General features: G+C 65.9%; 14 protein-coding genes and 2 pseudogenes. 11 read left to right on the top strand and 5 right to left on the bottom strand.

Annotation, left to right across the window (positions count from 1 at the left end):
- From FL311_RS44195 to FL311_RS23365, 8 genes and pseudogenes are all read left to right on the top strand, one after another.
- Positions 1 to 1,315: pseudogene (locus FL311_RS44195) on the top strand (serine/threonine protein kinase); the annotation flags it as partial.
- Positions 1,316 to 1,355: 40 nt separating this feature from the next.
- On the top strand, positions 1,356 to 2,177 hold the full coding sequence (locus FL311_RS23395; protein WP_223748333.1) for a hypothetical protein: 822 nt from the start codon (positions 1,356 to 1,358) through the stop codon (positions 2,175 to 2,177).
- Positions 2,178 to 2,192: 15 nt separating this feature from the next.
- Positions 2,193 to 3,014, top strand: coding sequence for a hypothetical protein (locus tag FL311_RS23390; RefSeq protein WP_141328068.1), 822 nt, complete (start codon positions 2,193 to 2,195; stop codon positions 3,012 to 3,014).
- A gap of 145 nt (positions 3,015 to 3,159) precedes the next feature.
- A complete protein-coding gene (locus FL311_RS23385; protein ID WP_141328066.1) occupies positions 3,160 to 3,627 on the top strand; it encodes a nucleoside deaminase in 468 nt (155 codons plus the stop codon).
- A 53-nt stretch (positions 3,628 to 3,680) separates the two neighbouring features.
- Positions 3,681 to 4,982 carry a hypothetical protein gene (locus tag FL311_RS23380; RefSeq protein ID WP_141328064.1) on the top strand — a complete coding sequence of 434 codons (1,302 nt, stop codon included), beginning with the start codon at positions 3,681 to 3,683 and terminating at the stop codon, positions 4,980 to 4,982.
- A gap of 71 nt (positions 4,983 to 5,053) precedes the next feature.
- A complete protein-coding gene (locus FL311_RS23375; protein ID WP_141328062.1) occupies positions 5,054 to 5,986 on the top strand; it encodes a vWA domain-containing protein in 933 nt (310 codons plus the stop codon).
- On the top strand, positions 5,986 to 6,957 hold the full coding sequence (locus FL311_RS23370) for a vWA domain-containing protein (RefSeq protein ID WP_141328060.1): 972 nt from the start codon (positions 5,986 to 5,988) through the stop codon (positions 6,955 to 6,957). The genes FL311_RS23375 and FL311_RS23370 overlap by 1 nt, the downstream gene beginning before the upstream one ends.
- Positions 6,958 to 7,005: 48 nt before the next feature.
- Complete coding sequence (locus FL311_RS23365) at positions 7,006 to 10,017, top strand: heavy metal translocating P-type ATPase (protein WP_223748329.1); 3,012 nt, start codon at positions 7,006 to 7,008, stop codon at positions 10,015 to 10,017.
- Between the two features lie 16 nt (positions 10,018 to 10,033).
- Here FL311_RS23365 and FL311_RS23360 read toward each other — a convergent pair whose 3' ends face one another.
- From FL311_RS23360 to FL311_RS23340, 5 genes are all read right to left on the bottom strand, one after another.
- A complete protein-coding gene (locus FL311_RS23360) occupies positions 10,034 to 10,423 on the bottom strand; it encodes a DUF4240 domain-containing protein (RefSeq protein ID WP_141328058.1) in 390 nt (129 codons plus the stop codon).
- A gap of 93 nt (positions 10,424 to 10,516) precedes the next feature.
- The gene (locus tag FL311_RS46320) at positions 10,517 to 10,753 is read right to left on the bottom strand and encodes a transposase (RefSeq protein ID WP_368668583.1); all 237 of its coding nucleotides are present in this window, start codon (positions 10,751 to 10,753) and stop codon (positions 10,517 to 10,519) included.
- A gap of 133 nt (positions 10,754 to 10,886) precedes the next feature.
- Positions 10,887 to 11,183: a hypothetical protein gene (locus FL311_RS23350; protein ID WP_141328054.1), complete on the bottom strand. Its 297-nt coding sequence runs from the start codon at positions 11,181 to 11,183 to the stop codon at positions 10,887 to 10,889.
- A 53-nt stretch (positions 11,184 to 11,236) separates the two neighbouring features.
- Positions 11,237 to 20,212: an RHS repeat-associated core domain-containing protein gene (locus FL311_RS23345; protein ID WP_228557020.1), complete on the bottom strand. Its 8,976-nt coding sequence runs from the start codon at positions 20,210 to 20,212 to the stop codon at positions 11,237 to 11,239.
- Positions 20,213 to 21,055: 843 nt separating this feature from the next.
- Positions 21,056 to 21,298, bottom strand: a complete 243-nt coding sequence (locus FL311_RS23340) for a hypothetical protein (RefSeq protein WP_141328052.1) — start codon at positions 21,296 to 21,298, stop codon at positions 21,056 to 21,058.
- An 89-nt stretch (positions 21,299 to 21,387) separates the two neighbouring features.
- Here FL311_RS23340 and FL311_RS23335 point away from each other — a divergent pair, with 89 nt between their 5' ends.
- From FL311_RS23335 to FL311_RS23325, 3 genes and pseudogenes are all read left to right on the top strand, one after another.
- Positions 21,388 to 22,884 carry a DUF4041 domain-containing protein gene (locus tag FL311_RS23335; RefSeq protein WP_141328050.1) on the top strand — a complete coding sequence of 499 codons (1,497 nt, stop codon included), beginning with the start codon at positions 21,388 to 21,390 and terminating at the stop codon, positions 22,882 to 22,884.
- Between the two features lie 236 nt (positions 22,885 to 23,120).
- The gene (locus tag FL311_RS23330) at positions 23,121 to 24,533 is read left to right on the top strand and encodes an L-serine ammonia-lyase (protein WP_141328048.1); all 1,413 of its coding nucleotides are present in this window, start codon (positions 23,121 to 23,123) and stop codon (positions 24,531 to 24,533) included.
- A gap of 181 nt (positions 24,534 to 24,714) precedes the next feature.
- Positions 24,715 to 25,082 (top strand): annotated as a pseudogene (locus tag FL311_RS23325) (lytic transglycosylase domain-containing protein); the annotation flags it as partial.

Here is a 25,082-nt window from a genome sequence, read left to right as displayed (position 1 = left end):
GCTGTGTCCGGAGGCCCCGCCCCACGCCATCGCCGCGGTGGACAAGGCCCTGGCCAAGCGCGCCCAGGACCGCTTCCAGGACGTCGCGTCCTTCGTGGAGGCGCTCACCGGCAGCCCGCTGCACACGCTCTCCTCCGCCACCGGCTCCCATGCCGCGCTGCCGCGTCCCTCGGGCACACCCTCCGGCGTCGCGCTGCCCTCCGAGGGGCCGCCGTCGCTGTCCAACACCCTGCCGCCGGGCAGCCTCCAGAAGGGCGCCGACACCGGCCGCCTCGCCTTCGACGACACCCTGGCCCCGGGCTCCTCGGGGAACCAGGGCGTGGTGCAGCCCGTGCGCGGCTTCGCGTCCGGCGGCACCGGCCAGATGGGCGTCGCCCAGGCGCAGGCGGGCTTCGCCAGCGGTGGCACCGGACAGATGGGCGTCGCCCAGGCGCAGGCTCCCGCTGGAGGCTTCGCCGCGGGCGGCACCGGGCAGATGGGCGTCGCCCAGGCACAGGCCGCCACGCCCAAGGTCCCGCTGATGGACCCGCCGGGCCTGGACCCCACGCTCATCTCCCAGCAGGCGCCGTCGCTCCCTCCGCCCGTCGCGGGGCAGAGCCTGGTCGCCCCCGCGCCGGTGGCCCCCGCCGTGGCCCCGAGCACCGCGAGCCAGCCCGCCAAGAGCCGCGCCCCCGTGGCGGCCATCGCCGTGGCGGCGCTCGTCGTCGTCATCGCGGGTGGCTGGTGGGTGACCCGCCCCAAGGACGGCCCGCAGCCCACGCCGCCCATCATCACGGGCACGCAGGGCACCACGCCGACGGCGAACACCGGCGCGCAGGGCATCACCGCGACGCCCCCGAACACGGGTACGAATCCCGGGCCGACGGGCACCACCCCGACGCCTCCGCCCAACACCGTAGCCCAGGGCACCGACACGCCCACGGGGACGACTCCCGTGCCGACGGGCACCACCCCGACGCCGGTGGACCCGCCTCCGGACGACCCCACGGGGGTGGCGACGAAGAACCCGCCCCCCTCCACACGTCCTTCCACCCGACCCGAGACTCCCGAAAAGCTGTCGGACGAGCTTCGCCAGCTTTTGGCGGACGCGGAGCGTGCTTTAAACGGGGGAGACACCGCGGAGGCCATCCGTCTGGCTCGGAGCAGCCAGCGGCGGGAACCCAAGGTCATCCCACTGGCGTCCTACTCGCTGCTCACCCGGGCCTTCTGCCGTCAGGGAGACCTCAGCAACGCCAAGGCCCAGTGGCCGAAGGTCTCCCGGGCGGAGCAGGCCCGGGTCCGGAAGTTCTGCAAGCAGCACGACATCGAGCTCTGACACACGGCGCCGTCCAGGAGACGGCCCCTTGATTCCCGAGGTGAATTTCTTGAGAAACCTGGTCGCGGTATTCGTCACCACGCTCGTGCTGGGGTCCACCGCCAGCCTCGCGGCGTCCCCCGTGGAGGCCGGCAAGGTGTTCGTCGGCCCCGAGGGCGAGGAGGTCGCCGTCGTTCCCCTCGCCCCGCGCTCGAACAAGAAGTACCTGCTGCGCGTGCAGGGCACCGGCTCCGAGATTGACGGCAAGGTGCTGCCGTTCGAGCTGAACGACAGCAGCTCCATGAGCAGCGAGCAGCACAGCTACAAGACCCAGTGGCGCGGCCGTGGCTACACGGTGCTGTACATGCGCAACTCCAAGTACGAGCTCTACGTCCCGGGCCGCTCCAAGGAGATTCGCGTCACCTTCGACGAGAAGCGCAGCAAGGCGCTCGACGCCGAGGACGTCTATGACCTGCACCAGAAGCAGAAGAAGGACGGCACCGTCGCGAAGCTGATGGCGTTCGACCGCAAGGGGGAGATCGCCAAGCAGGAGAAGGACTACGTCACCCACGTGCAGGACGCGAACACCGCGTGCGGCACGTCGCTCTCCGCCGCCATCGACTGGACGTCCATCAACGACGAGCAGCTCAAGGAGCTGAGCATCAGCAGCTACTGTGAGGCGCCGCTCGCGTCGCTCAAGCAGCTGTGCACCGTCTCCAACGTCGCGAAGCAGACCGTCAAGGAGAAGCTCAAGCAGGTCAGCTGCCGCTTCGGCGATGCCCTGGAGCCGAAGGTGGAGGGCGACAAGCTCATCTGGACCACCTCCCGCGACGCGTCGAATCAGCAGGAATTCGCCACGAAGTTCTTCAAGACGAACCTTTAGTCCATGAGATTTGAGATGAACTTCCAGCGTATCGCCGCCGTGGCGGTGTCCTTCGCCTGTAGCGCGTCCCTGGCCTCCGAGAGCATCCAGCCCCCCTGGGGCAAGGAGGAGAACCTGGGCCAGAAGATGGTCATGGAGTCCACCGCCGTCTGCACCGACGGCAAGGGCCACTACGTCGTCGTCACCCCCGAGGAGGAGCGCGGCGGAGACCAGCTCTTCTACGGCGACGGCAAGCAGTTCGTGCAGGTCCCGTCCATGCCCTGGACCTCCGGCACCAGCTTCGTGGACCCGCGCTTCTTCAACAAGTCCGCCAACCCGAACTTCCGCGGCCAGGACTGGCGCGTGGTGTCGGAGGTGGAGTTCGACCGCAAGGAGAAGAAGTGCACCATGCGGTGTGGTGAGAAGAACATCCCGCTCACCGTGGTGGAGACGGCCCAGGGCGCGGACATCCTGCGCAAGGCCAGCTACGCCCCCAACCCGCAGGAGTTCGCCCCGTACGCGCTCCTGCGCGACACCAAGGGCAACTACTACTTCGTCGACAAGGGCATCAAGACGCTGGAGCAGAAGAACTACCGCGTCTTCATCGGTCCTCGCGGCGGCCTGAAGGCGCAGAAGATGACCAACGTCATCGCCGACTCCGAGGGCGAGATCTTCTCCACCAAGAAGGGCGACCTCCGCCTGGTGTTGGACAAGGCGAAGAGCTCGGTGTGGATCGAGAACAAGAAGAAGTCGCTCGAGCTGCGCCAGGTGCCCGTCGAGGAGAACCTGCCGCTCATCTACAACGACCTGGGTGTGTACGAGGGCATCCGCCTGGGCACGCCCTGCGACGACCAGTAGTCGTGCCTTCGGGGCCTGGACTCGTTCGGAGCCCAGGCCCCGGCAGCACCTCGGGTCGAGCGGCGGACATCCCGCCATCCCCGAGGAACCGTGGCGCCCCACGTGACGCGTCGTTAGGTTGCCGGCCCCGAACAGGAGGCCGCCCATGCGTCCGGATGAGATTCGATTCCTTCAGCAGTCCATCGAGGCCGCGCGTCGCGCGAGCAGCCGGGGTGACCAGCCGTTCGGAGCGGTGCTGGTGGATGCCCAGGGCCAGGTGCTGCTCGAGGGTGAGAACACCGTGGTGACGCAGCGCGACTGCACGGGGCACGCGGAGTCGAACCTGATGCGGGACGCGACGAAGCGCTTCACGCCGGAGGTGCTCGCGGGCTGCACGATGTACGCGAGCACGGAGCCATGCGCGATGTGCGCGGGCGCCATCTTCTGGGGCGGCGTGCGGCGGGTGGTGTTCTCGCTGTCGTCGGCGGAGTTCGCGCAGCTGGTGGGCACGGCCCGGGGAGGGCTGGCCATGTCGTGCCGCGAGGTGTTCGAGCGCGGCAGCAGCCCCACGCAGGTGGAGGGTCCCATCCCCCTGCAGGAGGCTCGCGACGTGCACACGGCCTTCTGGCGCTGAGCGGGGGGCGCTTGCGTGGCTCGTGGGGTTTGCGCGAGCCTCACGCCACCCTCGTGATACTGCCCCGCTACTTCGTTCCCCATGCCACCACGCCGCCGGTGCCAGTCCTGTCGGACGCGGCCTCGGTGGTCCACGTGGTGGACACGTTCCTGTTGGACTTCCACCACATGGCGCGGTCGGAGTGGGTCGTCGGACTCGACGCGTTGGGGGCGGTGCACTTCATCCCCGCGAGCGAGCGGAGCCGGCTGCCCGCCTCGGCGCTCGCGCAGCTCGCGCACCATGAGGTCGCCACCGGTCGCACGCCCCACAGCATCGCGGCGTCGACGGTGTACTTCTTCGAGGTGGAGCTCGTCGAACACCCCGCCGACGCGGAGGGGTTCAACGACCCGGTGTACCTGTATGGACACCTGTCCGGTCCCTGGCCGAACACGTCGCCCAAGCGCGTGCCGGGGCAGCTCACCGTGACGCGCGGGGATGTGCTCGCAGGGCTGACGCGGCAGGCCCCGTACGCCTTCGAGTACGCGCAGACGCCGGAGAGCCCCGCAGCGCCGCGTGGCTATCACGCGCTGTTGCCGGGAGACCGTCCTGAGGAGCTCGAGGAGGGCGGCGGAGCGGTGCTCGCGTGGCCCGTGGTGCCGCCGGAGCTGCAGGTGGGCAACGCCTCCAACGGGCCGATGGTGGCGCGCATCCTCCATGACGTGCTCACGCAGCTGAAGGAGGACGCGGAGGCGAACGGAGGGCCCGCGGCGCTGGCGAAGCTGGAGCTGCCGGTGCCGAGTCGGGCCATGGCCGTCGCGGAGCTGGAGCTGCGCGGCTTCGAGGTGAAGGGCGACGTGGCGGTGCTGCGCCGTCAGCACCCGGGAGTGCTCACGCGCATGGCCGAGTGGCTGCGCGCGGAGAAGGTGCGGATTCCTCCCGAGGCGGGCGCGCCCGAGTTCCTGGAGCTGGCGAGCCAGGCGCTGGCGGTGCTTCCCGGCTGGCCCACGAAGACGGAGCGAGTGCTGCGCTCACAGGTCGGCGCGGGGGACCGGCTGCCCCCGGTCTCCGCGCCGGTGCCGGTGGCTCCGGTGCCCGCACGTCCCCTGCCCCCTCGGGCTCCGTCGCCGCCCGCGCGCCCGGATGAGTGGATGCGGGACTTCCTGTCCGCGCATGCCGCGCAGAAGCCCCAGGCGGCGAAGCCTCGGCTGACGAGGACCCGGCCCGTGGCGCCGCCGCCCGCGCGGGCTGGGACGCCTGCCTGGATGGAGGACTTCGGAGCTGCTTCGGCGCCGTCCGCCGCGCAAGGTTTGCGTGAGCCGGGCGAGCCCTCCGCGACGGCGAAGAAGCCCGACTGGATGACCGACTTCGAGGACTGAGCCCCCGCTTGCGCTGGACCTTCCGGCCCTTTGGAAGGTGATAGCGTTCGGCGCATCCAGCAGGGGGAACGATGGGTCACGAGAAGCCGGTCGAGCCGTTTTCGGATCTCCACGTCGAAGAGGGGAAGGTCCGCGCGGTGTTGCTGCATGACCCGACGGTGGAGGGTCTGGACGTCGCCATCTACATGGACGCGTCCGGCAGCATGGAGGAGGAGTACAAGTACGAGCGCCCCAGGCGCTCCTTCCTGGAGTGGCTGCAAGACGCGCCGCTGAAGGACCCGGCCAACCAGGTGGAGCCGCAGGTCCGGTGGATGCTGGAGTACCTGGCCACGAAGGACCGCAACGGCCTCTTGCGCGTCGCGTACTGGGCGGCGGGCGCGTCGGGCAAGGACGTGGAGGTGGTGGGCGAGATCAAGGGCGTGGACGTCCAGCAGTACCGGTTCCCGGGCGCGAAGAAGCCCGGTGGGCACACCTTCATGACGCCGGCGCTGAAGGACTACGTGCGCTATTTGCGCGAGCAGGTGCAGCACGGGGCGCGGCGCGGCTGTGCGGTCATCGTCACGGACGGCAAGCTGCATGACGCGGAGGAAGTGGAGCGCTTCTCCGCGCAGGTGGCGAAGGACATCGTCGCGGGGCGACTGCCCCGGATGAACTTCGTGCTGGTGGGCGTGGGGGACGGCGTGGACGAGGAGCAGCTCGAGCGGATTGCCCATCTGGAGTACCCGGGCGTGGGGCACCTGTGGTGCCACCGCATCGCCGAGGAGATTGGCCAGGTCGCCGAGCTGGTCGCGGTGCTGGTGGACGAGAACATGACGGTGGCCGCGGGCGGCACGGTGTACGACGACCAGGGCCGGGTGCTGAAGACGTACGAGGGCCGGCTGCCGGCGGTGCTGGAGTTCGACGTGCCGGAGGGCGCGGAGAGCTTCACGCTGGAGGTGAATGGCCAGCGCTTCACGCAGCCGTTGCCGGACGAGGACCACCACGAGGACGAGGACCACCACTGATGGCCGGGCACGAGGTGGTGGTGCGTCCGTTCTCGGACGTGCATCGGATGGGGAACAAGGTGGTGGCCACGCTGCTGCATGACCCGACGGTGGAGGGGCTGGACGTCGCCCTCTACATGGATGGCTCGGCCAGCATGGAGGACGAGTACGGTCCTCGGGGTGTGCTGGCGAAGCTGGCGCCGGTGAAGAACCTGGTCGAGCCGCAGATGCGGTGGATGCTGGAGTACCTGGCGAGCAAGGACCGGGACGGGCAGGTGCGCGTGGCGTACTGGGCCACGGGGGACGGCAGCCAGTTGGAGGAGGTGGGGCTGTTGTCGGCGGTGCAGGCGAAGGACTTCCGCTTCCCGGGGCCGCGCGCCTACGGCAAGGCGACGGTGATGCTGCCGGTGCTGCGGGACTTCGTCGCGCACATGAAGCAGCAGGTGGCGAAGGGGGCGCGGCGGGGGCTGGCGGTCATCATCACGGACTCGCAGCTCTCGGACGGGGACGACGTGCGGGCGTATGCGACGCAGGTGGCGAAGGAAATTGCCGCGGGTCGCCTGCCGAGGATGAGCTTCGTCTTCGTGGGAGTGGGCGACCAGGTGGACGAGGAGCAGATGGAGGAGATCTCCCACGAGACGTACCCGGGCGTGGGCCATCTGTGGTGTCACCGCATCGCGGACCGCATGGAGGAGATGGCGGAGCTGGTGGCGGTGCTGGTGGACGAGACGATGACGGTGGCCGCGGGCGGCACGGTGTACGACGAGCAGGGCCGCACGCTGAAGTCGTACGAGGGACGGCTGCCGGCGGTGCTCGAGTTCGAGGTGCCAGCGGAGTGCAAGGCGTTCACCCTGGAGGTCGCGGGGCAGCGCTTCACGCAGCCGATTCCGGAGGAGCACGGGGACGAGGAGCACCACGAAGACGAGGCGCCCGAGCCGGTACGCGCGCCCGAGCCGGCTCCCCGGCGCAAGCACGGTGGTCATCGTCACTAGGGTTTCGAGTTTCAGGTTTCAGGTTTCACGGTTCAGGAAGAACACGCCATGTCCGAGCAGAAGAAGAGCGGTGAGCCACGCGAGCACGTCCACGGTCCGGGCTGCGAGCACGACGCCGGACATGGCGACGCACCGTCCCGCGCGGTGGGCAAGCCCGCCGCGAAGCCCGTGTTCAAGTCGCTGAAGCTCGTGGGGACGAAGGACCCGGGCAAGCACGTCCACGGGCCCGGGTGTGCGCATGACCACGCTCCCACCCATGAGCATGGTCCTGGATGCACGCATGACCACGGGCACGCACAAGAAGGACATGCACACGAGAGTGCACACGCCCCTGTCCATGAGCACGGCACTGGTGGCGCGCATGACCATGGCTCCGCGCAAGGCGGGCACGAGCATGGAGCAGGTTGCACGCATGACCACGGCCACCAGCAGGGAGCGAGCAGCCAGCACAGCGACGGCCCTGCGCACACGCACGGGGACAAGCATCAACACGGCCCGGGCTGCGACCACGCGCACGGCGGGGACGGCCACGCGCATGGCGGCAGCCACGCGCATTCAGACGGCGCCGCGTGCGACCACGACCACGGTGACGGGCATCATCACCACCACCCGAAGCCGAAGAAGATCCGCCCGCCGGGCTATCGCGCGGCGGAGGGTGGTGGCGTCGCGCTCCAGCTCGACCTGGAGGGAGCGCTGCCGGGAGAGACGAACGACCACGGCCGCTTCCAGAAGTTGGAGGAGGCGCTGGAGGCCCACCACGGCGTCCTCGACGTGCACATCCGTCGCGACCAGGGCTACGCGGAGGTCTGCCTCCACTACAACCCGAAGCTGGTGAACTCAGCGGCGCTGCTCGCGACGGCGCAGCGCACGAGCGCGCAGGTGGCGCGGCGGTACAAGGACCACACATGGTTTGTGAGAGGGATGAGCTCGGCGGACTCGGCCACGGCCATCGAGCACGGGCTCACCAAGGTGAAGGGTGTGCTGTCCGCGAACGTGGCGTACGCGAGTGAGCGGCTCGTCGTCGAGTACGACAGCGAAGAGGTCTCGCTGAGGGACATCGAGTCCCGCGCGAAGTCACTGGGATACACGCTGGAGGTCCCGAGTCACGGGCACGCGTGCTCACACCACGCGCACGGAGGTGGACTGGCGCCACTCCTGGAGATGCCGCTGGTGGTGGCCTCGGGAGTGCTGCTGGTCGCGGGCTGGTTGCTCGGGCGCTTCGCCCCTGTGCACGAGGTGGTGCCGACGGTGCTGTGGGCACTGTCCATCCTGAGTGGCGGGTTCTTCGCCATCAAAGGCTCGGTGAAGTCGCTGCTCCAACTGCGCATCGACATCGAGACGATGATGGTGGTGGCGGCGCTGGGAGCTGCGGTGTTGGGCTCCTGGTTCGAGGGAGCGTTCCTGCTCTTCCTCTTCAGCGCGGGCCATGCACTGGAGCACCGGGCGATGGACCGGGCGCGACGCTCCATCGAGTCACTCGGGGCCCTGCGTCCCGAAGTGGCGCGAGTACGCCGAGGCGCGGAGCTGGTCGAGGTCCCCGTGGCGCAGGTGCAGCGAGGAGACCGCGTCGTGGTGCGCCCGGGAGACCGGGTGCCACTGGACGGCATCATTCGGGAAGGAAAGAGCTCACTGGAGCAGGCGGCCATCACAGGCGAGTCGATGCCAGTCGCCAAGGTGCCAGGGGACGAGGTGTTCTCAGGCACGGTGAACTGCGAGGCCTTGCTGGAGGTAGAGGTCACCCGGTTGTCGTCGGAGTCCGTGCTCGCGCGAGTGGTGGACATGGTGGCGGAGGCCGAGGCGCAGAAAGGGCCGAACCAGCGCTTCGCGCAGCGACTGGAGCGCACCGTCGCGCCGCTGGTGATGATTGGCGCGGTGGTGTTCCCGGTGGTGCTGGTGTTGATGGGCACACCGCTGAAGGAAGCCATCCTCCGCGCGGTGTCCCTGCTGGTCGCCGCATCGCCGTGTGCCTTGGCCATCTCGACACCGTCGGCGGTGCTGTCCGCAGTGGCGGCCGCGGCGCGAGGCGGTGTGCTCATCAAGGGAGGCATCTACCTGGAGCTGCTCGGCAAGGTGAACGCCATCGCCTTCGACAAGACGGGCACGCTGACGATGGGCAAACCAAAGCTGCTGAGCACGGCGCCCGTGGCCGGAGTGACGGAGGAAGAACTGCTCGGCACGGCGGCGGCGGTGGAAGCCCTCTCAGCACATCCCCTGGCGCACGCGGTGGTGGAAGCGGCGGCTTCCCGAAACATCAAGCCACCGGCCGGCAGTGACATGGAGGCCATCCACGGCAAGGGATTGCGTGCCCGGATTGGCACTGATTGGGTAGACGTGGGTAGCCTCGCGCTCTTCGCGGGAGACGCCGTGCCGGCCGAAATCCAGACATGGGTGAACCGACTGGAGGAGGCGGGCCAGACGACGATGGTGGTGCGCAAGGCGAGCCGATACCTCGGCGTGCTCGGGGTGGCGGATACGGTGCGCGCCGGAGCACGGCACGTCATCTCCACGCTCAAGCAGCAGGGCATCAATCGCACGGTGATGCTGTCGGGAGACAACGCGAGGGTGGCGAAGTCCATCGCGGAGCAAGTGGGGCTCGACGAGGCGCGGGCGCCACTGATGCCGGCAGACAAGGTGACAGCGGTCCGAGAGATGGGGCGCACGGGCTCCGTGGCGATGGTGGGCGACGGTGTCAACGATGCGCCCGCGCTGGCAGCGGCATCGGTGGGCGTGGCGATGGGCGGAGCAGGCTCCGACGCGGCACTGGAGACGGCGGACGTGGTGCTGATGAGCGACGACCTGTCTCGCCTGCCCTTCGCGCTGAGCCTCGCCCGTCAGGCGACCTCGGTGATGAAGCAGAACCTGGTCATCTCACTGGGTATCAGCGCGGTGCTCATCGTCGCCTCGATCTTCGGACTGACGAGCATCAGCTCCGCGGTGGTCCTGCACGAAGGCAGCACCCTGCTCGTCGTGGCGAACGGCCTCAGGCTGCTCGCCGTTCGCCCCAAGATCCTGGGCTCCACGCCCCTGCCCTCGATGGGAATCGAGCCGGCGCCCCGTTGAAGCGCCGGAGGCAGCATCAGAAGAAATCCAGAGCCTTGCCAAACTTCTCGTCGAAGACCTCAACGGTCACGTGATGCATGACCGCGGGGTCTCCAAGCTCGACACCTCGAGGAATCGTTTCAGGCTGCTCGAGGACACTCGCGTAGAAGTCCCGCCCCTGGGCAACCACCCAGTACGCGATGTCCATCAAGCCATCCTCTGAGACCTCCTGTCCCAGTATCTGGTCGAACGGCTCTCCGCGGAGCACAGAGGAGGTCCTGACGAACTCCTCATGGAATCGAGCAACATCCGATTTACCCATCTCCCAGAGAATCTCTCGCAACGCGCTCGCCTGACCATTGGCGCGCCGGAGGATGTCCCAGAACCACGCAGAACCCCCATCCTCGCCAGTCAACAAAACAGCCATATTCAGTACCTCCAAAACATTCAGGCCAACGCTATCCCGTTTCCCCAAGCGGAATCGGAGCCCCCCCCGGCATAATGAACCCGGCCAACTCCTTTACGCACACCCAAGGCAACGATTGGCCCAACAAAGGTCGACGAACCATCCGTCGAGGACAGTTGAGCTTGCGGTGCGACGAGCGCGGAGATGTTCCGGAGTACCACGCGTCCAGGAGTCCTGGGTGGTATGCTCGACGCGGCACAACGCTAGGATGAAGTCGAGCGTCGTCTTGGACTCGGGCGCAGTGGAAAGCGCGTCGAAGAATTTGCGGCACACGTGCGCCCAACACTCCACTCGCACGTGCCCTCTGGCGCCGTCGCATCCTGAAGAGAACCGGCGTGCCCGCCTCTGCCCAGCACGCCGGCCCTCGGCCGGATACCATCAAGAAGCGCACTGGAATTATATCCAGAGCGCCAGACCTCCCGAGTCACACTTCACGAGCAGACAAGACCCGATCGAAAAGCGAATGAGCATATCGAACCACTTCATTCAAGTCCGAGAAAGCCACCTCATCCTGCCCCAATCCATGACTCCCACTGAGAATCATCCAGCGGCCATCGAGATGGCGCAGCACAAAAGACTCTCTCCACCCACGCACCCCATCACCTCTCTCAAAGCGAAGATCCTGCCTACTCACAAAAACAGCCGTCTCGTAGTCAAAAGGAGTAGGCCGCGCATGCAAACCCCGCTCAGTCAAAACCTGCACCACTTCATCCAAATCCATAAACACCTCCAATCCCATAAAAAGCAAAGACCTCGCGACTCCCTCCAATACACTCAATCTACTTCAAGTCCCATGGCGGACAAGTCGACCTTCTTGCCTCTAAGGTAGAAGCTCGACTTATCTTGGAAATACGTCGCGGCCTGATAAAACTCCCAATTGGTAATATTCTTCGATCCAATACCATCCCGGCCTGCCGCATAAACATCCCGGAGCGTTGTCCTCCCGAGCATCATGCCATCGAGATTGAAGTGAATCTCCTTCGAGTCCTTCATGAGGTTCCCCAACCGGACGCCCAGTTCCGTAAAATTATCAGGATCCTCTGGATAAAAATCCCAATACGTTTTCCCCTTTACGTGCTTCGCAAAACGCTGAACCAACCCATCGCGAAGGTGGTCCGGATGCTGCCCCAATCCCAGCGCAAGCCGATACCCCTCTCCTGTCTTGGAGGATGTTTTTAGAGCAGCGACTTTTCCGGCAGTGGCTCCACTTATGGCCAACACCCCCTCTATAGCTTTGCCCTTCAGATACCCTTCTCCAGCATTCAATGCGAGGCGGGTCTCGACCTCCGCCGCCTCCCCCATTGCGCTCGCGAACCTATCTCCAATGCGAGAGGCCTGCTTTGAGGCAATGGCGTCAGTAACAGCAAACTTGGCAGTCTCACCGGCGCTCTGCTTGAAGGATTCAACGACCTCTTCCACTTGGTTTCCAGCAGACCTTAGCTTTCGGACGACTGGTAGCCCAGACAGGTATTCACTCGTCCGCCCTCCAGCAACGCCAAGAGCGCGTCTCACCTGCTCAACACGCCACTCCGTCGCGCTCGTATTGCAGGCCAGATAACCGCAGACAGTCGACTCCAGTTGCCCGCGATCCTGCATGAGCCCCTGCAGTTTCGACGCAGCTGACTCACCCCTGTACTGATAAGCACTCTCATGAAGAACGCCAGCGAGCTGTTCGTCGCTGAGTTGAGCAAGTTCGGCACTATAGAACTGTCCCTGAGATTGCTTTCCGAAGTCCGTCAGCTCGACTGCCTCATATCCATTCAGATCGACATAACCCAGAGGATTTGCGCGAGCGTACACGTTTCGATGCAGACTTGGAGCATCGCTCACATCACCCTCAAAGTTATCTCGACTGATGAACCTCCCCACCTTGCCGTTGTAGTACCGGGCCCGCGCATAGGTAAGCCCCGTCTCCACGTCGTACTGATGCCCCGTGAAGCCAAGCTTGAACTCACCGGCAATGGGCGTCGAGTCTGCTCGGTAATTGCCCCATGCGTCGTACCGTCGGACTGCGGTAACAAAGCCCCCCGGCCTGGCAGAGACGCCATCTGTCACGCTGCCCAGAACATCTGAGAGCAAGAAGGTCGGGATCCCATTCGAAGTATCACTGTCTTTGACCGCCAGCGGCCCCTTTGCATAGTGATAACGGCGCTGCGGCACCCACGGGCTCTGGCTCCCATCGACCTCCTGCAAAACGAACCCGTCATCCAGGACGTATGAGACATTCTCGGAAGCCGTCTTCCGCCTGATGCGCTGAAGGTCGCTGTCGTAGTCGTACCGTCCGAGTTCCACCCCATTGTCGAACACCGCCGTCAACGTGTTCCGGACGTCCCACGCGAAGGTGCGCTCATTGTCCGGAATCTGCCCCTCAGCGGGACGCGTTGTCATTTTCGCCAGGTTGCCCGCCAGGTCGTACTCGTGCAGGACATCCAGCGCGGAGTTCTTCAAGTCCACGGACCAGCGTGGCCAGTCGACCCGATTGAACGTTGTGGCTACATTCCGAGTCAGCACCGATTCCGGCACCGACTCGAATGCATCGGGCCCAAGTCCGAGGCTCACCACTGCCGACGTCGGAGCCTCGCGCTCGCCCGTGCGGTTTCCCACGAAATCCAACTGATAGAGCGTGGTCTTCCCGTCTGGCCCTGCAACCCCCGTGAGGCGGTTCAAGACGTCATAGCCATAGGACGTCAACTCAACAGGACCGCTCGTGTTCGTTTGAAGCGACCGGCGCGACTCGGCCTGTGTAATGCGGTTCCCATTCGCGTCATACGTATACGCATAGTGACTGATCGTTCCCGACGAGCAGTCCCCGCTACCAAAGCCACGCACCACCGACATCTGGGTGAGCCGCCCAGCCACGTCATAGCAGCGGTGTTCGGTCACACCACTGGACCATTCAGTCCTCTTCAACAAGGAGTCGGGCCAGTAGTAGTAGTACACACCTCCGCTCGAAGGGAGCCCCGCGCTCGTCAACCGCCCCAGAGCGTCGTACTCGTACACCGTAGCGACTCCATCCGGGTCCACCACACGTGTGCGGTGCCCCATGGCGTCGTACTCATACGCAACCTGCTTCCCGTCGAACTGGCGCAGCCGTGTCTTGACCCGGTCAAGCGCATCGAACGTAAACGTCGTCACTTCACTGACGTCACCATTCGACGTCTTCTTGAGCTGATTCACCTGCGTCGTATTGCCCTCGCCGTCGTACAGGAAGCTCTCGGCCTCCAACGAGGGTAGTTCTCGAGGCAACGTATGCTGCGAGTAGGCCTTTTCTGTCAGCCGATTCAGCAACCCATGCGTGTAGACTGTCCGCTGCCCCTTAGGGTCAACCGTTGACGCCAGGTTCCCGTTCGCATCGTACGTGTACCGCCAGGTGAGGGTTCCCACATTGCTGAAGGGCGCGGCTCCGGCCTCGAACAGAGGAATGACGTTCTGGCGCCCACCCGTGATGGGCCTGTGGAGGTCGAGATGCTGATGCTCTGCCGTACGGAGATTCCGCGCATCATACTCGTAGGTCGTGAGATGCCCGTTGGCATCTTGCTTCGCTATGAGATTTCGCGCGGGATCATACATGAAAATATGGACAAGCGAGTTCTCGTCGTAGACCGTCAGCCTCTTTCCGAACTCGTCGCTCGAGAAAAGAGCAGACGGCACGCTCGATCGGCATTCCTCGAACAGCGAGTCAATACTCATGCCTGCTGCGCCACCATGAGGCAGCGTGGGCTGAGCATTAGGCTTCACCTCGCATTCCAGGTTGCCCATCCCATCGAAGGTACGGATGGTGACTTCGTTGAGCGCATTCTCCTCACGAACCCGACGACCCAGGTCATCGTAGGAGTAACGCATATCGAAGGCGAACCCGATCACACGGGGGCCCTTCTTCTCAATCAACTGCCCAGCAGCGTCATACTGGAATGTCGACGTCGCCGAATCCGCAGTCCCCGCGCCTGTCGTCTCAGCGAGCACACGCCCCGCGCCGTCATGGAGGCGCTCCGTCGCGTATCCGTTCGCATCCACGGAGCGCACGACATTGCTCCCCGCGTCATAGTTCCAGGACTCCTCGGCAACCGCGTCCCCTTGCCCTCGGACCACGCGAACCTTGCGACCAAGGCCATCGGAATGACTCACCGTGGGCACGTTCCGACGATTCACATACGTCTGCTTGCGCTCCGCGTCGCTGTAGCTCCAGGACTGGCTGTAGGCCGCGGACTGTCCGACGGACTCGTGATCGGTTTGGCTCACCAATCGCCCCACAGCATCGTACGAGAACCGCGTCACCTGCCCCTTCGCGTCCTTCTCCTGTCGCTTGTAGAGCGCGTCGAAGCGCGTCTCCCAGGCGTACCCTCCCGCGTCGATTCGGCGAACCTCTCGCTTGAGTCCATCCCGGTGAAGCACGGTCAGATTGTTCCGCGCATCCAACACCTCCTCTTGGACAAGACCGTCGAGCCCTGGGACATCCTGGTAGGCCCGCTGACTCCAAGTGAGCCAAATGCTCTGTTTGGAGAACTTCTCCTTGATCTCCTCGGTCCGCACACGTCCCAGCGCATCAAAGTTGAAGCGCCGCTCCAGACCGCGCGGGTCCGACGAGCCAATGACGTTTCCTTCGCCGTCGAAGGTCTGGGACTCCGACACATCCATCGGGCGAAGCACCATCGTCCGACGCCCCAGGGCATCATGAACCGTCTCTGTACGGCGCCCGAGCGCGTCGACCTGCGCCGCCACACGCCCGTAGGAGTCGTACTCCACCGTGCTCGTTAGATTGAGCGCGGGCCCAATCCCAGTCACGTCAGGCTGGCGAGACAACGGACCGCCGCTCGCGTCCACCACCGTCTGGATGACTCGGCCCAATCCATCGAAGTACCTGGCCTGAAGGAAGCCTCGAGCATTGCGCGTCCACTCGACATGCGCGCCGTCGTCGTGGACCGTCTGGGTCGTGTAGACGTGCTGGCCCGACTCCTTCGCCACCGTCTCCACCGTCGAGAGCACGCGGCCCAGACCATCATACGTCGCGCTTCGCATGCGGTGCTGGACGCCACCGGCCTCCCACCGCACCTCCGTCACATTGCCCCGCCCGTCATGGCGCCGGCGCTCCACGCGCCCGGCCGCATCCGTCAGGACCGTGGCACGCCCCAACAGGTCGTAGTCGACCGTGCTCGCGTGCCCGTTCCCATCCGCCTGCCGAACCCGCTGGCCCTTCAGGTCATACGCGGACGTCAGCGTATACCGCACCGCCCCCGAGGACTCCGCCGCCCCCGGCACCTCGGGCGTCTTCTCCTCGATGACCCGATAGAGCGAGTCCAGCAGGTACGTCCGGTCATGGCCAGACAGGTCCGACTCCCACACCTTGTTGCCCACGGCGTCGTAAGCGAACCGAGCCACCGTCCGCGTACGCCCCACCTCGTCGGCACTCCCTCGATTGGCGAGAAATCGAGGCGCATCCTCGACCGACACCCTGACCCTCACCGGACGGTCTGCGAAGTCGTACTCCGTGGACGTCTGGACACCTCGTCTGTCCGTCACCGACGTGCGATTTCCCGCCTCGTCGTAGGCGAACCAGGTCTCCAGTGGAGCCGTCAGCCCACCACCGGACTCCCGCGTGACCACCCGTCGACCTGCCGCATCCAGATCGTGCGTCCGGACAAAGTCTTCTCCAATCTCCTCCCGCCAGAGCACGCCCCCCGGAGTGAACGACATCGCGCGAACCGTCCCCGGTCCCTGGGTGTTGAGCTGCTCCTCCCGCACCACGCGGTCAAGCCCATCCCATTCCTGGGTCCGATGGCGCCCCAGTCCGTCCCACTCCGCCAGCAAGCGCCCCCGGGCGTCGTGCGAATACTCCACCGACACCGTGGAGGCGCCATTCACCTGGAGCGTCTTCGACTGCACCTGCCCATAGACGTCGTAGGCGGTTGCGCGCTCCACGTGTCCATCCGCGCCAACCGATTCGACCCAGTCACCCGTGAGCGCGCGTGTCGGACACGACGCGTTCTCGACACCGCAATACTTCCACCGCAACACCACATCCTGAGGAGACTCCGACAGCGAGGACACCGCGTCCGCACACGTCCCCACGGAGGACAGGACCTGGCGCGAAACCCGATTCACATAGCGACGCGTCTCCAGGATTCGCCCCGTGCCGAACGGCAGGAGGTCCTCGGGTGCATCCCCTGTGGAGTCGACGCGAGACACCGTCGCATACCCCTCTGGATCCACATGACAGACGAGCACATTGAAGCTCGCTTCATAGCCCCACTTCTCCACCACTTCGGAGACCACCTGCCCCTGTGCATCCTTCACGCCCGCCGTGGCCGCCACACCGGCAGAAGACGCGAGAGCACTCCCCTCGATACGACGGGCAATCAGGTTGCCCTTCTCGTCATAAGCAAAGCGCGTCACCCGCCCCCGAGCGTCTTGCTCCACTTCTCGCGTCCGATGCTGGCGGTCCCACAGCGAAGCCGTCGTGGCCACCACGCCGTCGGACACCGGCCGCTCCAGCTCCGCGACACCACCCGTGGCAATCATCCGATATCGCGTCGCGGGCACCTCCGGTCGAGGCCCCTTCACCTCGGTGGCGAAGGTGGTGAGCGACTGCCCCAGCACGGTTCGCGACTCGGGCGCGATGCTGTACGTGAACAGGGTCGTGGCCTCCTGCGGCGGCTGCGTTGAGAGCGTCTCCTGCACGGCCCTCACCCGCGTGTCCTTATTCGTCAGGAACAGGTAGTCGCTCTCACCCGCCATCGGGGCGCTGGCATCATGGTAGGTGTAGCGAACCACCTGACCATCCGGCCCCGTGTATTGAGACATCCGCGTCCGCCCCACCTCGGAAACGCCGGTCTCGTAGGCATATGACTCCACCCTGGCCGGCGAGAAAGCCCCACAGCCCTCGTCGTAGCGCGCCACCTCAGTCAGCCGCTGCTGGTCGTCGTATTTGTACTGGACACAGACATTCAACGAGGTCAGCGCCGTGGCGTCCACGCTGGTCGCGTGATGCAACTGCACGCGATGGAGCTGAATGCGGCCCGACTGCCGCTGATGGCTCAACTGGAGCAAGCGGCCACTCGACTCGTCGTAGATGCGAGTCAGCGCCCTGTCCACGGAAGCATCGCCGTAGCGCAACGAGACCTTGTGTCCCGTCGGAGCGACGATGGACGTCAGCCGGTACCTGGCCGGGAACACCGAGGTGTCGAAGTAGCCATGCCGATACTCCACGCCCGTCTTCGAGCGGAAGATGAACTCGCGACCAGCCCCCATCCCCTCGACACGCAAGGTTCCGTGGAAGCCGCGCTGGGGCACACACCCCACGCCCTCCCCCGTGCAGTTGAACGTTTGACCGCTGCCTTCACCTCCCACGACCACGTAGCGGAATCCGCCCCCCACGGGCAGCACGGCGCCCTCGTAGCCGTGAGACCAGCCCGGCCCCAGCAGCCCCTCCTCGGCCACACCCGAGGAGTACGTTCGCGTCCACGCCAGCCCGACACCTCGGCTTGGGGACTCGACATCCGTTGCCTGTCGCACCAGATGCCCATCCACGACACTGACGCCCTTGACGAAGGTATGGGAGACGGGAAGCTTGCCCATGCTCCCCACGAGCGTCGTCAGCGGCACGGCTTTGTGGAGGGGCTCCTGATTCGGATTCTCCGGAGCCAGTGTGACGTCCACGTCCTCGGTCCCCACCGAGCCCGGAGGCACATCCACCCATGCGAAGCCATCGAGCCCCTGGGTCACAGAACCGCTCAGGGGAATCACCTCGGTGATGCCCGAGAAATTCGTGCGCACCCTCGCCGAGGCCAGTTCCGTCCCCATCCGAGAAACCACGAGGCGCCCATCGATGTAGACCTTCACCCCCAGTTTCGCGGGGAAGGCCATGGGGGACTGTGCATCCTCATCGGGAGGCTGACCCGGCGCGGGCTTCTGGGCCGAGACGAAATCCCAGGCGGGCAACATCCATTTCGCCGCCAGCGGAAGGCCCGCGACAATGAGGTCGGAGTCGGGCCGATGGACTTCGACCTCCTCGCTGGACTGCAGAACCTTCACGGGTTGAGCTCCGACGTAGTCCTTCGCGAAGACCTCGAAGCGAACCCGTCCACCTTGAGTTCCGGTCAAGATTGGAAGAATGAACTGAAAATTGCTCGCCTCGGGCAGCACGATGTCGTTGTCGGCATCTCGCTCATAACTCCCGACAGCCAACACAGCGTCTCCAGCAGCATGAGGCTGCACCGAAACTCGGACATAGACTCGGTCGGAGGTGCGATTCACTACCAACGCCCCCAAACCCGAGTCCGAGGTCAGCGACAGTCCCCCCGTCGGAACAATCTGGCCGCCAGGAAGGACGCGACGCGATGCGAGCGAGGGAGTCGTGGACGAGTTGACGCCATAGAGCGGACGGTTGCAGCACACCTGCTCAACCTGATTGTTGGCACGACGCTCGTAGACGAACCCATACGAGATGACCCGCTGCCAACCCTCAGGCAGCAGGTAGCGCTGACGAAAGACCACCGTCTTGTCGTCATCCAATGGATCCGAACCGACCTGACTGGGCGGCACGTCAACCGATGCCACCTGGACACTGCCCAGTTCGTCCAAGGTCTGGATGCGAACCATGACACCGAGCAGGTCGGGCTCATTGCCGGTCACAGGGACCCAGTCAGGAGTATTCAAGGGCCTCCGCAGGATCTGACTGACCATCTTCAGAGGAGAAGTCGTTTCGTAGGCTCCGTTGAAGTGGTGGTTGCTCGTGACCCGGTATGTATACGTCGCAGTGCTATTGACGTTGATCGAGATGGTCTTGCTGAGGGTGCCCACGGCCGCGGTGACGTAGTAGATCCCCCGGGTGGGCCCTGGGATGTAGCCGGGCCCCGCCAAACCATCGATGTCTGCCCAGTCATCCATCGCCATGAGCTGTAGCGGGCTGGTGGTATCCAGCATCTGGGGGCTCATCACCCCCTGAAACCGGAAGAAGCGCCCCGTCGTCATCGATTGGGTCCAGGACACCTTCTGATTCGTGCAGGGATTTCCGTAGCGATCGAGGATGCGCGCGAAGAGCGGCGTCCAAAGCTGAATCGCGGTTTCATGCAGGTCATTGAGGTTCGCCAGGCGATCGATGACCGCCGGAACGTCGGGCCGACCGACATGACCGAAGGGGGTTGACAGAGCGAAGGTCTCGGTGCCGTTCGTGGTCTCCGCCGTCACCAGGGTGTACCCAAGCCGCTGCATGTGGGGCGTACCCTGTCGACGAATGTGGTACCGGGCGATGTTCGTATCCGGGAGGACCCGGACCGATGCCAGGCCGTTCTCATCGGTGAGGACCGTGAGTTGCGTGGCAGGGGTCGTTCCCCCCGACACCGAGAGGAACCCTGGCACCGAAGGAGCGCCCCCCTTGAACGTCACCGGAGCCCCCAACACCGGCTCTCCGTTGGCGGTCGTCACGCGCACAGTGACGGGCTGCGGAAGTGGCTGACCGACAACACCTTCCTGAAAGTCGGTGGCGGAGAGCTTCTCGATGCGAGCGACCTGGCTCACATCATCGACAGTGAGTTGGGTCTCCCAGGCCAAGGACTTCGACCTCAACTCAAGAACTCCATCATGCGGATCTCCGTCCCGCAGCAGGAGCCATGCACGTGCGTAGCCGCCTTGCATGCGCTTCTCGAGGTCGTGGAGCCGCCGCTCGATCGACGCTTGAACGTCCGCGCGATAGGCACGCGTGGCCGCATCTCCGTCGCGCTTGGAATGGAGCTGCTGCAGGACCTCCTGCAACACTTCGCGCGACTTCTCGAGCGCACTCCTCTCGGAGTCCGACGGCCATGGAGAGTGCCAGAATCGCGTCCACCAAGGAGCCCGTTCGCCAAGGGCGTCATGGGACCTGGTCAATGCTTCGGAGAGTTCGGATTGAGCAACGTCTCGCTGCGACTCCCATACCGCACGAGCATCTTCATAGGCTCGCGTCCCGTCTTCCCCCAACTCCCTCGCTTCGGACCGCAGAAGCGGACTGGAAAGCTCGAACGGCGCGTCCTCTGCGACCGGCGGATAGGTCTTCACCCACGTCGGAGCCCTCTGCTCGGCGCGTGCGGTCATTCCCCCAAGGAGCACCAACGCTACAAGTACCCAGAGACCCGACATCATCGAGCCCCCCTGCCTATCTCTCGGTCCCAATGTCCACCCCAATCACTGACGTCTAGATTTCACACACCAGGTCCAGGCGGGCCATTCCGCACACACACCGATAGAGGCCCTGTCCTGGGTCATCAATTCGCGAAGGCGCAGAGAAGTGCGGAGCACTCCCAAGCTGACGACCCCCTTGCAATTGGCTTTCCAGGGAAGCAGAGGCATGTCGCCTCCAATCCCACACACAAGATAGGGGTCTTGCCCCTTGCTGCCGAGAGGCCCGGTCCAGCTCCGCACGCGCTCAATCGCCAGAGTGAGCAGCCACCGAATCGGTGTCCCGCAGCATGGACAGCCGTCTACCGCGAGAGACTTCGAACCAAGGCTCCTGGACGGATGGGGCCTCCCGCCTCATCCCCCCAGGGGTGGGGACGCATACAGTTCGATGCTCATGGTGGACGGGATTCATAGGCCCCTACGAGGGACCCGCATCCTTCCCACTCAGGACTGCAGGGCCTGGAGGATGGCCTCCCGCGAGCAGTGCGCATCACAGAGCTCTCGAAACGCAGCCGGGTCGGGAACCGCGCGGACGTAGACCTCCTCGGCCACGGGACTGAGGGTGTTGTACTGGGCGGAGAGAATCGTCGGCTCCACATCCGTGAGCAGGTCGGTCCCTCGCTCGAAGACTCGGATCTGGGGAGCATGACGGAAGCGGGCTTCCACGGTGGCATTGGGGAATACCACCCGGGTGTGATTCCCCTGGTCGTCCCACAGGCGCACAGTGGGTCACCTCCGCGGACCTTGGACGCGGGGACTTCACGGGGGATACCTGTATGCAGCCTGTCGTCTGGGTCCTGGCACTCTCGAGCCTGTTGTCCCTGGGGCTCCTGGTTCGCACCGCGCTGCGCCTGCGTGCCCTCCAGGCGCGCTTCAAGCCCATTCTCGACGTGGAGGCCGAGCGCCAGCGTGTCCTCTCCGCGCTGGAGCGCACCCAGGCCGAGTCCGAGCATATGCTCGCCACCGAGCGGACCCGCGTGGCGGCGGAGCTGGCCCGGGAGCGCGAGCTCGCGGACACCGCCATCCGTGACGCCAGGGAGGAGGTGGAGCGCATCAACTCCTCCACGAACCACGCCATCCGGCTGGAGCGCACGCGCCTCGATGCCGAGGTCACCCAGGTCCGCGAGGAGAAGGCACGCCTGGAGACCCTCATCGTCACGCTACGGGCCGAGCTGCAACCGCTCGAGGAAGAAGCTGTCCTGCGCTCCTACGGCCTCTACAAGCCCATCTACAACCTCTCCTCCTCGGAGAAGTACGAGCAGCGACTCGACCGCCTCCGCGAGGAACAGAAAGCCCTGCTCAAGAACAAACAGGCCGCGTCCTGTCGCATCCAATGGGAGGTCAATGGCAGCAAGGCCGAAGGCAAGAAACAGACGGACCGCACCCTCAGGCTCATCCTGCGAGCCTTCAACGGCGAGGCCGACGCCTGTGTCGCCAAGGTCACCTACAAGAACATCAAGGCCATGGAGGCCCGCATCCAGAAGTCCGCCGAGGCCATCAACGCCCTCACCGAGATTCAGCAGTGCTCCATCGCCGAGCCCTACGTGAAGCTGAAGCTCGCGGAGCTCCGCCTCGCCCACGAGTACGAGGAGAAGCGCCAGGAGGAGAAGGAGGAGCAGCGCCGCATCCGCGAGCAGATGCGCGAGGAGGAGGCCGCCCAGCGAGAGCTGGAGCGCGAAAAGCTGGAGGCGGAACGCGAGGCCCAGCGCGACGAAGAGGCCCTGCGCAAGGCCCGGGTGGAGCTGGAGAAGAGCCAGGGCTCGGCGCAGGCGAAGCTCCTGGAGCGCATCGCCGAGCTGGAGCGGCGCGTCGCCGAGGACCAGGAGCGCCAGCGCGCCATCTCCCAGGCCCAGCTCACCCGCACCGGCCACGTCTACGTCATCTCCAACATCGGCTCCTTCGGCGAGGACATCTACAAGGTCGGCATGACTCGACGTCTGGTCCCCCAGGACCGCATCGACGAGCTCGGCGACGCCTCCGTCCCCTTCGAGTTCGACGTCCACGCCATCATCCGCACCGCGGACGCGCCCTCGCTCGAAGCCGCCCTGCACAAGACCTTCGCCCAACGCCGCGTCAACCGCGTCAACGAGCGCAAGGAGTTCTTCCGCGCCACCCTCGACGAAATCGCCCAGGCCGTGCGCAAGCACCACGGCGACTTCGAGCTGACCCGACTCGCAGAGGCCGCCGAGTACCGCAAGTCACTCGCCATGAACGAAGAGGAGCGCGGCGGTGAAGCCACCGTCATCGCCCTCCCCGAACGCTCCGTCGCCTGACGCCCGACACGCGGGTTCCAGTCCCCCAGGAACACTCCGTCCACCACAGCCGCCACACAGCCCGCAATCGCGACGCAGTGCGTCCTCCTTGGGTGACGCGCGTCATTCCACCGTGCATGCCTGCTCGGTGTCCCGACAACCCTGTTCTCCTTGGCACGCCAAGAAGTCACGCGCCTCACAGGGAACCGCGACGTCACGGTGGGACGGAAGTGGAAACGTGGCATGTTGCGCCCGCGATGGCTGTCAGCGTCTTCGACCTCTTCAAGATTGGTATCGGTCCCTCGAGCTCCCACACGGTGGGGCCCATGCGCGCGGCGCGCTCGTTCGTCGTGCGCCTGGCGGAAGGGGGGCATCTGGAAAAACTCACCCGCCTGAAGGTCGAGCTGTTCGGCTCGCTCGGCGCCACCGGCAAGGGCCACGGCAGCGACAAGGCCGTGGTGCTCGGCCTGCGCGGCGACACGCCCGAGGCCGTCGACGTCGAGGGCATCCCCGCCATCGTCGCCCGCTGGCGCACCGAGGGCCGCATCAGCGTGCTCGGCCAGCGCGACATCACCTTCCGCGACGGCGAACACCTGGTCATGCACCGCCGCCGCTCCCTGCCCTTCCACCCCAACGGCATGCGCTTCTCCGCGTTCGGCGCCGACGGCGTGGAGCTGGCCGCGCGCGTCTACTACTCCGTCGGCGGCGGCTTCGTCGTCGACGAGACCGCCACCTCGGGCCAGGACCCCATCCGCCCGGACGCCACCTCGCTGCCCTTCCCCTTCCAGTCCGCCGCCACCCTGCTGGAGCTGTGCGAGCGCGAGCGCATGCCCATCAGCGCCCTCATGATGGCCAACGAGAAGACCTGGCGCTCCGAGGCGGACATCCGCTCGAGCCTTCTTCGCATCTGGGAGGTCATGCAGGCCTGCGTGCGCCGGGGCTGCGCGTCCACCGGCATCCTCCCCGGAGGCCTCAAGGTCGAGCGCCGCGCGGGCTCCATGTACCAGCGCCTGCTCAGCCGCCCCGAGGCCGGCCTCACCAACCCGCTCACCGTGCTCGACTGGGTCAACCTCTACGCGCTCGCCGTCAACGAGGAGAACGCCGCCGGAGGCCGCGTCGTCACCGCCCCCACCAACGGCGCCGCCGGCATCATCCCCGCCGTGCTCCACTACTACTGGCGCTTCTCCCCCGGCGCGAACGAGGACGGCGTCGTGCGCTTCCTCCTCACCGCCGGCGCCATCGGCGTGCTCTACAAGGAGAACGCCTCCATCAGCGGCGCCGAGGTCGGCTGCCAGGGCGAGGTCGGCAGCGCCTGCTCCATGGCCGCCGGCGCCCTCACCGAGGTGCTCGGGGGTACCCCGCTCCAGGTCGAGAACGCCGCCGAAATCGCCATGGAGCATAACCTGGGCCTCACGTGCGACCCCATCGGCGGGCTCGTCCAGGTGCCCTGCATCGAGCGCAACGCCATGGCCTCCGTGAAGGCCATCAACGCCGCCCGCATGGCCCTCTCCGGCGACGGCCGCCACTTCGTCAGCCTGGACAAGGTCATCAAGACCATGCGCGACACCGGCCGCGACATGAAGGACAAGTACAAGGAGACCGCCCGCGGCGGCCTCGCCGTCAACGTGCTCGAGGTGGCCAACCTCAGCGTTGGCCTCCCCGAGTGCTGATCCCCCCCTGGTGAGGCCGAACATCGGCCTGATGTCTGCCGTCACCAGGGCGTGAGCCGCCCGCGCTCGCGCCTCCCAGCAACATCCAGGGTTTGCCCGCCGCCCTCCTCCCCGGAGGCGCTGGCACACGCGCTGCTATGGCCTCCCGGGTCGCCACACTCCTTCCCCCGAGGCCTCCGCCATGAGCATCGCGCCCCTGCAGAAGACCGCCGTGTCCGCCCCCCAGACCTCCGCGCTGCGCGGCGCGGAGACTGGCGGCTGCATCCGCCCCACCACGCCCCAGCGGTGCGGCACGGGCGGCCCCGGGCTCCAGCAGGACGGCTTCGACCTGGGCTCCCCCAACAAGGCCCACCTGGGCAAGCTGCTCGAGAGCACCCTCTCGGTGATGAACACGCTGGTCCAGGTCGTCTCCCAGCTTTCCGCCCAGGGCGGCGCGCAGGGACTGCAGGGGGGGCTGCAAGGCACCAAGCCCGGCACGTCCCCGTTCGACACCAGCGGCTTCTCCTCCGCGCCCACGTCGAGCGGCCGTCCCCCGCTGGACCTCAACCC

Source organism: Myxococcus sp. AB025B, from assembly GCF_006518215.1.
Taxonomy (GTDB): Bacteria; Myxococcota; Myxococcia; order Myxococcales; family Myxococcaceae; genus Myxococcus; species Myxococcus fulvus.
This window is presented reverse-complemented; position numbering and strand designations above follow the sequence as displayed.

Coding starts and splice junctions, on each gene's coding strand:
- FL311_RS23390 (WP_141328068.1), top strand. CDS start 2,193: ATGAACTTCCAGCGTATCGCCGCCGTGGCGGTGTCCTTCGCCTGTAGC.
- FL311_RS23385 (WP_141328066.1), top strand. CDS start 3,160: ATGCGTCCGGATGAGATTCGATTCCTTCAGCAGTCCATCGAGGCCGCG.
- FL311_RS23375 (WP_141328062.1), top strand. CDS start 5,054: ATGGGTCACGAGAAGCCGGTCGAGCCGTTTTCGGATCTCCACGTCGAA.
- FL311_RS23370 (WP_141328060.1), top strand. CDS start 5,986: ATGGCCGGGCACGAGGTGGTGGTGCGTCCGTTCTCGGACGTGCATCGG.
- FL311_RS23365 (WP_223748329.1), top strand. CDS start 7,006: ATGTCCGAGCAGAAGAAGAGCGGTGAGCCACGCGAGCACGTCCACGGT.
- FL311_RS23360 (WP_141328058.1), bottom strand. CDS start 10,423: ATGGCTGTTTTGTTGACTGGCGAGGATGGGGGTTCTGCGTGGTTCTGG.
- FL311_RS23350 (WP_141328054.1), bottom strand. CDS start 11,183: ATGGATTTGGATGAAGTGGTGCAGGTTTTGACTGAGCGGGGTTTGCAT.
- FL311_RS23335 (WP_141328050.1), top strand. CDS start 21,388: ATGCAGCCTGTCGTCTGGGTCCTGGCACTCTCGAGCCTGTTGTCCCTG.
- FL311_RS23330 (WP_141328048.1), top strand. CDS start 23,121: ATGGCTGTCAGCGTCTTCGACCTCTTCAAGATTGGTATCGGTCCCTCG.